Genomic DNA, 7487 nt, shown 5'->3' with positions numbered 1-7487 from the left:
GAAAAGTGGACGAACACGTCCTCCCCACCGTCCTCGGGCGCGATGAAACCGAAACCCTTGGCGTCGTTGAACCACTTGACCGTACCGAAACGCATTGCGGAAACCTCTGGACATGGACTGGAAGCACCCGGATGGCGAGGCGTTCCCCATGGATCCCCTTGGCCTGCCCCCGCGGCGCAGCGGAAGTATCATCATGTTTCCAGCCAAAGCGCAACTGGGATTAATTCCGATATCACCCCATGGCGAGGAGCCGCCCGAGGATCGGCGGCACGTTCGCGGTGGCCGCAGACAGGTGGGCGAAGATTTCCTCGATACTGATTTCGGCTTCGTCCCCCGCGCCCGCCGCGAAATTCGCCACCAGTGCGAGGCAGGCGAATTCGATATCCAATTCACGGGCGAGCACTGCCTCCGGCATGCCCGTCATGCCGACCAGGTCGCAACCGTCCCGCTTCATACGTGCAATTTCGGCACGGGTCTCGAGACGAGGCCCCTGGGTGATGCCATGGACACCGCCATCGACGATGCCCAGCCCTTCCGCCCGCGCCGCCGCGAGGATCGCCTGACGAAGGCTCTCGGTATACGGCTCGCTGAAGTCGATGTGGCGGACCTCTGCCCCCTCCACGTCGTTGAAGCTCGTGTAGCGCCCATGGGTGTAGTCGACGATCTGGTCCGGCACCACCAGGGTGCGCGGACCCATGTCGTTGCGAATACCGCCGACGGCATTGACCGCCACCACCCGGCGCGCTCCCAGGGAATGCAGCGCCCACAGGTTGGCGCGGTAGTTCACGCGATGCGGAGGCACCGTATGGCTCTCGCCATGGCGCGCCAGGAAGGCCAGCCGCTTGCCACGGAAACGGCCGCTGACGATGTCGCCCGAAGCGGCGCCGAACGGCGTCTCCACGGTGTGCCGCTCGCTGTCCTCCAGCCCTTCGAACGCATAAAGGCCGCTGCCGCCGATGACGGCGAGGTCGATGCTCATCGGGTTCAGTCCTTCAGCGCGTAGATGCCCGGCAGGTTGCGGGCCTGTTCGTTGTAGTCCATGCCGTAGCCGAACACGTAGCGGTCCGGCAGGTCCACGCCGTTGAAGTCGGCTTCGATGCCATGCGCGCGGCGACCATGCAGCTTGGTGCAGAGCACCGCCAGCAGCACGCGTTTCGCGCCCATCTCGAGGCAGGCGTCGCGTACGGCCTTAAGGGTGTGGCCTTCGTCAAGGATGTCGTCCACCAGGAGAACGGTGCGACCTTGCAGCGGCACTTCCGGGCGGCGCATCCAGTGCAGGTCGCTGCCGCTGGTCTGGCCGCGGTAGCGCGTGGCGTGGGCGTAGTCGAATTCCAGGTCGGTGCGGATCGACAGCGCGAGCTGGCCCGCGAAAATCAGCGCGCCGTGCATCACAGTGAGGAAGACAGGACGCTCGCCGGCGAGGGTGCGATCGATCTCGCGGCCCATGCGGAGGATTTCGATGTCGAGTTGTTCACGGCTGAACAGGAGGTCGGCGCTGGCGAGCGCTTCTTCGAACGAGGCGGAGGTCATGGGTGGTTCAAGGCCAGGGGTACTCTGACTAATTATCGCAGACGCCACCGAGCCTGTCTGTTCGCAGGTCACAGGGCCGTCGGCGAAGACAGACTGGCCGTCTGTTGAGCCGGCGGACCGAAGACCTGCGGACAGACAGGCTCGGCCCTCACGAAAGATATCTGTAGATAGGGTGACCTCAGGAAGGGCCGCCAAGGCGCCCGCGTCGCTTGGAAAGGGAACCACCCTTCCCGGCGCGACGCAGCCACCTTGGCGGCCCTTCCTGAGGTCATGGCGTCTGCGATAATTAGTCAGAGTACCCCTAGGGCGGTCACGCGCGCGATGAAACGCTCGCGCTGGGGATTGTCGACGAGGCCTTCCCAGGTCGAGCCGATCGCACCTTTGAGCGGGGCGATACGCTCGGCCGGTGACGGACGGCGGCCCTTGACCGCCGCGATCGCCTCGGGAACGACGTCGGGAAAACAGGCGAGCACGAGGTCGCAGCCCGCGTCGAGGTGGGCGGCGGCACGCGCCGCGATGCCGCCGACGCTGCCAGCCGCGGCCATGCTGATGTCGTCGCCGAACACGCAGCCGCGAAAGCCGAGCTCGCCGCGCAGGATGCCCTCGATCCACACGTGCGAGTAGCCGGCGGGTCTGTCGTCCACGGCGGTATAGGTCACGTGCGCGGCCATGACGGCTTCGGCATGCGCCTCCATGCCAGCCACGAACGGCAGCAGGTCGTTGCGGAAGATCTCGTCCTTGCCGCGCGGATCGATCGCGACGGATTCGTGCGTGTCTTCGAGCACGGAGCCGTGACCGGGGTAGTGCTTGAGCACCGCCGCCATGCCGCCCAGGTGCATGCCGCGCACGTAGGCCTGGACCAGTTCGGCCGCCACGGCCGGATCGGCATGGAATGCGCGGCTGCCGATGGCGCGGCTGCCACGGCCGATGTCGGCAACCGGCGCGAAGCTGAAGTCCACGCCGATGGCGCGCATTTCGCTGGCCATGATCCAGGCATGTTCCTCGGCCCGGTTCACCGCTTCCACCGGATCCGTGTCGTAGAGCTTGCCGATCACTGCGACTGGCGGCAGGCGGGTGAAGCCTTCGCGGAAACGCTGCACGCGCCCGCCTTCCTGGTCGACGCAAACGAGGAAGTCCTCACCGGCCACGTCGCGCACCGATTCGATCAGTGTCGTGACCTGTTCGCGCGACGCGAAATTGCGCGAAAAGAGGATGGTTCCAGCCACGCCCGGTGCGGTAAGCCATTCGCGCTCGTGCGCGGCCAGCTCCGTGCCCTCAAGCCCGACGATCAGCATGACGCGCCTCCCCTTCCTTCCTTCTCTTCAGCCGACCAGCGCGTGTACGGGCGGTCCACGAGGTTCACGTTGTAGTAGCGCGACAGTTCGGTCACTTCGGTGCCCAGCCATGCCGGCCGCGGATACCGCGCATCCGCCGAAACCAGTTCGATCTCGGCGACGATCAGCCCGGCGTTGTCGCCGAGGAATTCATCGATCTCGAAGTGTGCGCCGTCGAGCATGACATGGTGACGAATCTTCTCCAGCACACCATCCGACAACTCGTGCAGCAGGTGCTTCGCGTCGTCGAGCGGGATGGGGTATTCGAACTCGTGGCGTTCCACGCCGAGAGTGGCCGACTTGATGTTGAGCCAGCCCTTGTCGGCGGAGAGCCGCACGCGGACCGAGCACCTGGCATGACCGGCCCCGATCGCGGCAGCGGCCACGAGATAGCCCTGCGCTATCCGCTCGCTGCGCTCCACGAGCTCGCGCCAGTCGTCGCCGGCGAGGAGGAACTTGCGTTCGATTTCGACGCCCATGGGGTCTCCGTCAGCCGCGCTCGAAGAGCGCGATGGATTCGACGTGCGAGGTATGCGGGAACATGTCCATCACGCCGGCGGATACCAGGCGGAAGCCGTGCTTCCCGACGAGGATACCCGCGTCGCGCGCCAGCGATCCCGGATGGCAGGACACGTAGACGATCCGGTTGGTACCCTTCCGCGGTAGATATTCCAACACCTTGTCGGCACCCGCGCGCGGCGGATCGAGCAGTATCTTGTCCCACGATTGCGTGGCCCAGGGCTCCGACCGCTGGTCGTCGAAGAGGTTAGCCACGCGGAACGAGGCGTTGCCCAGGCCATTGCGCGCCGCATTGGCCGCGGCGCGCTCCACCAGGCCGTGCTCGCCTTCCACGCCGACCACTTCTGCCGCGTGGCGGGCGATGGGCAGCGTGAAGTTGCCGAGGCCGCAGAAGAGGTCGAGCACGCGATCGGTCGATGTGAGGTCCAGCAGTTCGAGCGTTCGCGCCAGCATGCGCTGGTTCATGCCCGCGTTCACCTGCACGAAATCGAGCGGAAGGAATTCGAGTTCCACGTTTTGCGCGGGTATGGCGAAGGCCAGGCGCGGTGCCTCGGGCCAGAGAGGATGCACGCTGCTGTGGTTGCCCGGCTGCAGGTAGATGGCAAGGCCATGCTCCTTGCCGAAGGCGGCCAGCGCCTCGCGGTCGCGCGCGGACAGCGGTGCCAGGTGCCGAAAGACCAGGGCCACGGTGTCGTCGCCGGCCGCGAATTCCACCTGGGGGATGTCGCGTGCGGCATCGAGACCGCTGATAAGGGTGGCGAGCAGCCCTACCTTCGGACCCAGCGCCGGATGGATGACCTCGCACACGTCGATGTCGGCCACGAAGCGCGGATTGGACTCCTCGCGGAAGCCCACCAGCACGCGATCCTTCTTGGCGACGTAGCGCACGGAGAAGCGCCCCTTGCGACGGTAACCCCAGGGCTGGTCCACCACCGGCGGCAGCCACGTCTCCGGTGTTACCTTGCCGATGCGCTCGAAGTTCTCAGCAAGCACGCGCTGCTTCGCGGCGATCTGCGCCGCAGGCGACAGGTGCTGGAGCGAACAGCCGCTGCACTGGCCGAAATGACGGCACACCGGTTCCACGCGCTCAGGCGAGGGTTCGAGTACACGAACCACCTCGGCATCGTCGTAATTGCGATGACGCTTGCGGTACGTCAGCAGCACGCGCTCGCCCGGCAATGCGCCGGAGACGAAAGTGGCCTTGTTGTCGATGCGGGCGACGCCCCTGCCGTCGTGGCTGAGGTCGGTGATGATGGCTTCGAATTCGGTCATGCGCTCAAAAAACGTAAAGCCCGGACCGCCGACGATCCGGGCTGGCTGGGAGGACGCGTCGCGGCGCGGCGTGCGCTCCTGACGAGGGGGCCTACTTGCGCTTCCAGGCGCCCGAGGCATCGCGATAATACCAGCCCGACGGCGCACGCTGGACCCAGCCTTGGGCGAAGGTCTTGCGGATCTGCGGCTCCCATTCCGGGTGGCCATTGGCCGTGGCGACCGCGCGGTACAACGCGTCGCGGTCGTTGTTTTCCTGGCGCACCAGCCCATCCGCCTGCGAACGCTGGTCCAGTGGCAAGGCCGAGGCGTCGCGCACCGCGATGAGGCCATCGGTGGTGAAGCCGACGGCTCCGCTGTCGAAAAGCGCCTTCAGCTGCCCGCCGAAACGTGTCTTCATCCGTGCGCGGATGGCTTCCGTTTCAGGGGTACTGATGCGGATATCCGGAGACTCGGCGGCCTGGGCCGCCGGGATGACGAGGTCGAGCAGCGATGCCGAGGGCTGCCTGCCAGCGGGCGCGGACGGCTTCGTGTCCTTACCGCCGGCCGGCTGGGCGGCAGCGCTGTCCTCGAGCACGTTGCCGATGAACTGGTCGGCGGCCTTTTGCGCCGCGGCTTCGGGGAAGTAGACGTTGATGGTGACGCAACCGGCCAAAGTGGCCACTGCGGCCATGAATATCAGTAGCTTGCGCATCGAATCCTCCTCAGATTCCAGCCGCGGCATCACCGCTTCGTTGGCTTTTCGCGCGCAGGGCGCGCTCCTACATGTCCACTTATCGAACGACGGGGCCGTCGCCGTCCGTGGCTGCCTTGAGGCGACGGACCAGGGTAGGCCAGTCCACTTCGCGCTGATGCCCGACCACGGACAGGTGCGGCAGGCCGCTGCCCTCCACGATAGCGTAGCCGTCCTTCGCCGGGCCAAGTCCACCCATGTTGCAGACCTCGCCCTTGAGTGTGCACGACAGTCCAATCCGCTTGTAGCCGAAGGTCTTGAACAGCTTCAGCATGGTGCCCTGCAGGCCGCCGGCGATACCGCCGCCGCCAACGGAAGTGAGATTATTGACCGCCTTCTGGCTGATCCGGCCGCCCTGGTCGGCGATAAGACTGGCTTTGAACGCCGCCGGAACCCAGGCCACCAGACGCAGGTCATCGATGTTCCCGCGCAGACGGCCGGTGATGCTCCCGAAGTCGAACACCGAGGTCAGGAGGGAGAGGTCGAGTTGCCGCAGCGCGATGTTTCCGGTCAGGACCGGCGCCGGGCCGAAGGGCTGCGCGAGGGTCAGGCCCGTGATGTCGACGAAACCGTCGAAGACATTGAGCGCGAGTCCGCCCGCGAGTTCCACCCGATCGTCGACGTAGCGCAGCGAGGGCACGGCGCCCCCGAGCTTGCCCTGGAATGCGGGCCAGCCGAGCGCGCGACAGAACGCGGCCATGTCGATACCGGTCAGTGCAAGCGAGGTCTGCAGGCGTTCTCCACTCGCCGCCGCCGGGCGCAGGCTCATGCCCAGCACGCGGAGCTGGCCGTCCAGAACGGGAATGGCGAACGGTTTCTCCAGCTTCAGGACGCCACCCGTGCTTCGCCACGTGGCCTCCGCGGCCCCGTTGGGAATGCGATAGACCTGCAACTGCCGCCAGCCCAGCCGGGTGGAAGGGCGGTTCTCTGTGGCGCTCCAGTCGACCGCACCGTGCAGGCCATCGATGCCGAACCCGCCGCCGGGCAACGCCAGGTCGAGGTCGCTCGTCTGCAGGGACAAGGCCTTCAGCGCACCACCTTCCAGCGCGACATGACCGGCCACGTCGCCCCTGGCATCCAGTGCGTCGACACCGATGTCTCGCAACAAACCCTTTCCGTAGCGGGCATAGGCGGCGGGAAAGCGTGCATTGACGCGATCGAGCCTCAGATGGGAGAGATCGCCATTCGCCGCGACACCCAGTTCCCCGTCGAGCTGCAAGGCGTCGGGATCGGTCAGGCGGAGACGGCGGATGGTCAGTTCACCCTTCTTCGTGCGCGCCCCCAGCGACAGCTGCACGGCGTGATCGGGAAGATCGGCGTAAAGCGAACCGAGCAGCAGGTCGCCACCGCGCAGTGTGGCGTCGAGATCGACCGACGTGCCATCGGCCTGGCTGTCGATGCCGAGGCGCCCGGATCCGGAAACGCCCTGCGCCGCCAGCTTGCCGCCCGGGCTGTCGAAGCCGACGCCATTCAACGAGAACTGCCCCGCTGCCTGCACGCCGCTTTCGAGCACGTCCAGGGCAAGGTCCGCATTCACGCTGCCGGTCGTGGTGCGACCGGACCAGACGGTCGACAGCAGGCCCTGCAACCAACCGGAGGGAAGCCCCGTGAGCGTGATCTGGGCGTGACTCGGCTGGTCCATCGGCAGTGCCACCCTGGCGAGCGCCTTGTCCTGGCTCAGCGAAACCTCGAGCGTGTTGGCCGCCTCGTCGGCGACCATGTGGACGCTGGCATTGCCGAGAGCGCCACCGGGGGCGCCACGCAGTCGCACCGTGCCGTCGAAGACCCAGCGTCCAAGTTCGTCACGGTCGAGCGTGCCTTCCAGGCGCAGGCCCAGCTTGCGCCAGCCAAGCGCCGGCATATCGGCATGATCGGCGGAAAGCTTCACGTCCAGACCCTTTCCATTGCCGGCCGGATCGATGTCGGCCTGCATGCCGCTCATTTCCATCCCCGGGATGGAGACCGTGTCGGCTTCCACCGATAGCCCAGCACACGCCCCACTGGCCCAGGCGATCGCCGTCAGGGCAGTGAGGATCAAGGCGAAGGTGCGGGTTGATACGGGAAGCATGCTCGGCCATTCTGCCAAATCCAGATGAACGACA

Annotated in this window: 8 protein-coding genes; all 8 read right to left on the bottom strand. The window is 66.4% G+C overall.

Annotated elements, in window-relative coordinates:
* Nucleotides 1–95 (bottom strand): cold-shock protein (locus VGM71_RS09690; RefSeq protein ID WP_331544498.1); only part of this gene is annotated, 95 nt, incomplete at its 3' end.
* A gap of 137 nt (nt 96–232) precedes the next feature.
* A complete protein-coding gene (locus VGM71_RS09685) occupies nt 233–979 on the bottom strand; it encodes an S-methyl-5'-thioinosine phosphorylase (protein ID WP_331544494.1) in 747 nt (248 codons plus the stop codon).
* 5 nt (nt 980–984) lie between these two features.
* A complete protein-coding gene (locus VGM71_RS09680; RefSeq protein ID WP_331544492.1) occupies nt 985–1530 on the bottom strand; it encodes a hypoxanthine-guanine phosphoribosyltransferase in 546 nt (181 codons plus the stop codon).
* A gap of 290 nt (nt 1531–1820) precedes the next feature.
* Nucleotides 1821–2825: a beta-N-acetylhexosaminidase gene (gene nagZ / locus VGM71_RS09675; protein ID WP_331544490.1), complete on the bottom strand. Its 1005-nt coding sequence runs from the start codon at nt 2823–2825 to the stop codon at nt 1821–1823.
* Nucleotides 2819–3343 (bottom strand): CYTH domain-containing protein, encoded by a 525-nt coding sequence (locus VGM71_RS09670; RefSeq protein ID WP_331544488.1) that lies wholly within the window; start codon nt 3341–3343, stop codon nt 2819–2821. Before VGM71_RS09670 ends, nagZ begins: the two co-directional genes overlap by 7 nt.
* Nucleotides 3344–3353: 10 nt before the next feature.
* Nucleotides 3354–4655, bottom strand: a complete 1302-nt coding sequence (gene rlmD, locus VGM71_RS09665) for a 23S rRNA (uracil(1939)-C(5))-methyltransferase RlmD (RefSeq protein ID WP_331544486.1) — start codon at nt 4653–4655, stop codon at nt 3354–3356.
* Nucleotides 4656–4746: 91 nt separating this feature from the next.
* Nucleotides 4747–5346, bottom strand: a complete 600-nt coding sequence (locus VGM71_RS09660; protein WP_331544485.1) for a YdbL family protein — start codon at nt 5344–5346, stop codon at nt 4747–4749.
* Between the two features lie 79 nt (nt 5347–5425).
* The gene (locus VGM71_RS09655; protein WP_331544483.1) at nt 5426–7453 is read right to left on the bottom strand and encodes a hypothetical protein; all 2028 of its coding nucleotides are present in this window, start codon (nt 7451–7453) and stop codon (nt 5426–5428) included.
* Nucleotides 7454–7487: the final 34 nt, after the last annotated feature.

Origin of the sequence: Luteibacter sp. (genome assembly GCF_036499525.1) — a bacterium.
GTDB lineage: Bacteria > Pseudomonadota > Gammaproteobacteria > Xanthomonadales > Rhodanobacteraceae > Luteibacter.
This window is presented reverse-complemented; position numbering and strand designations above follow the sequence as displayed.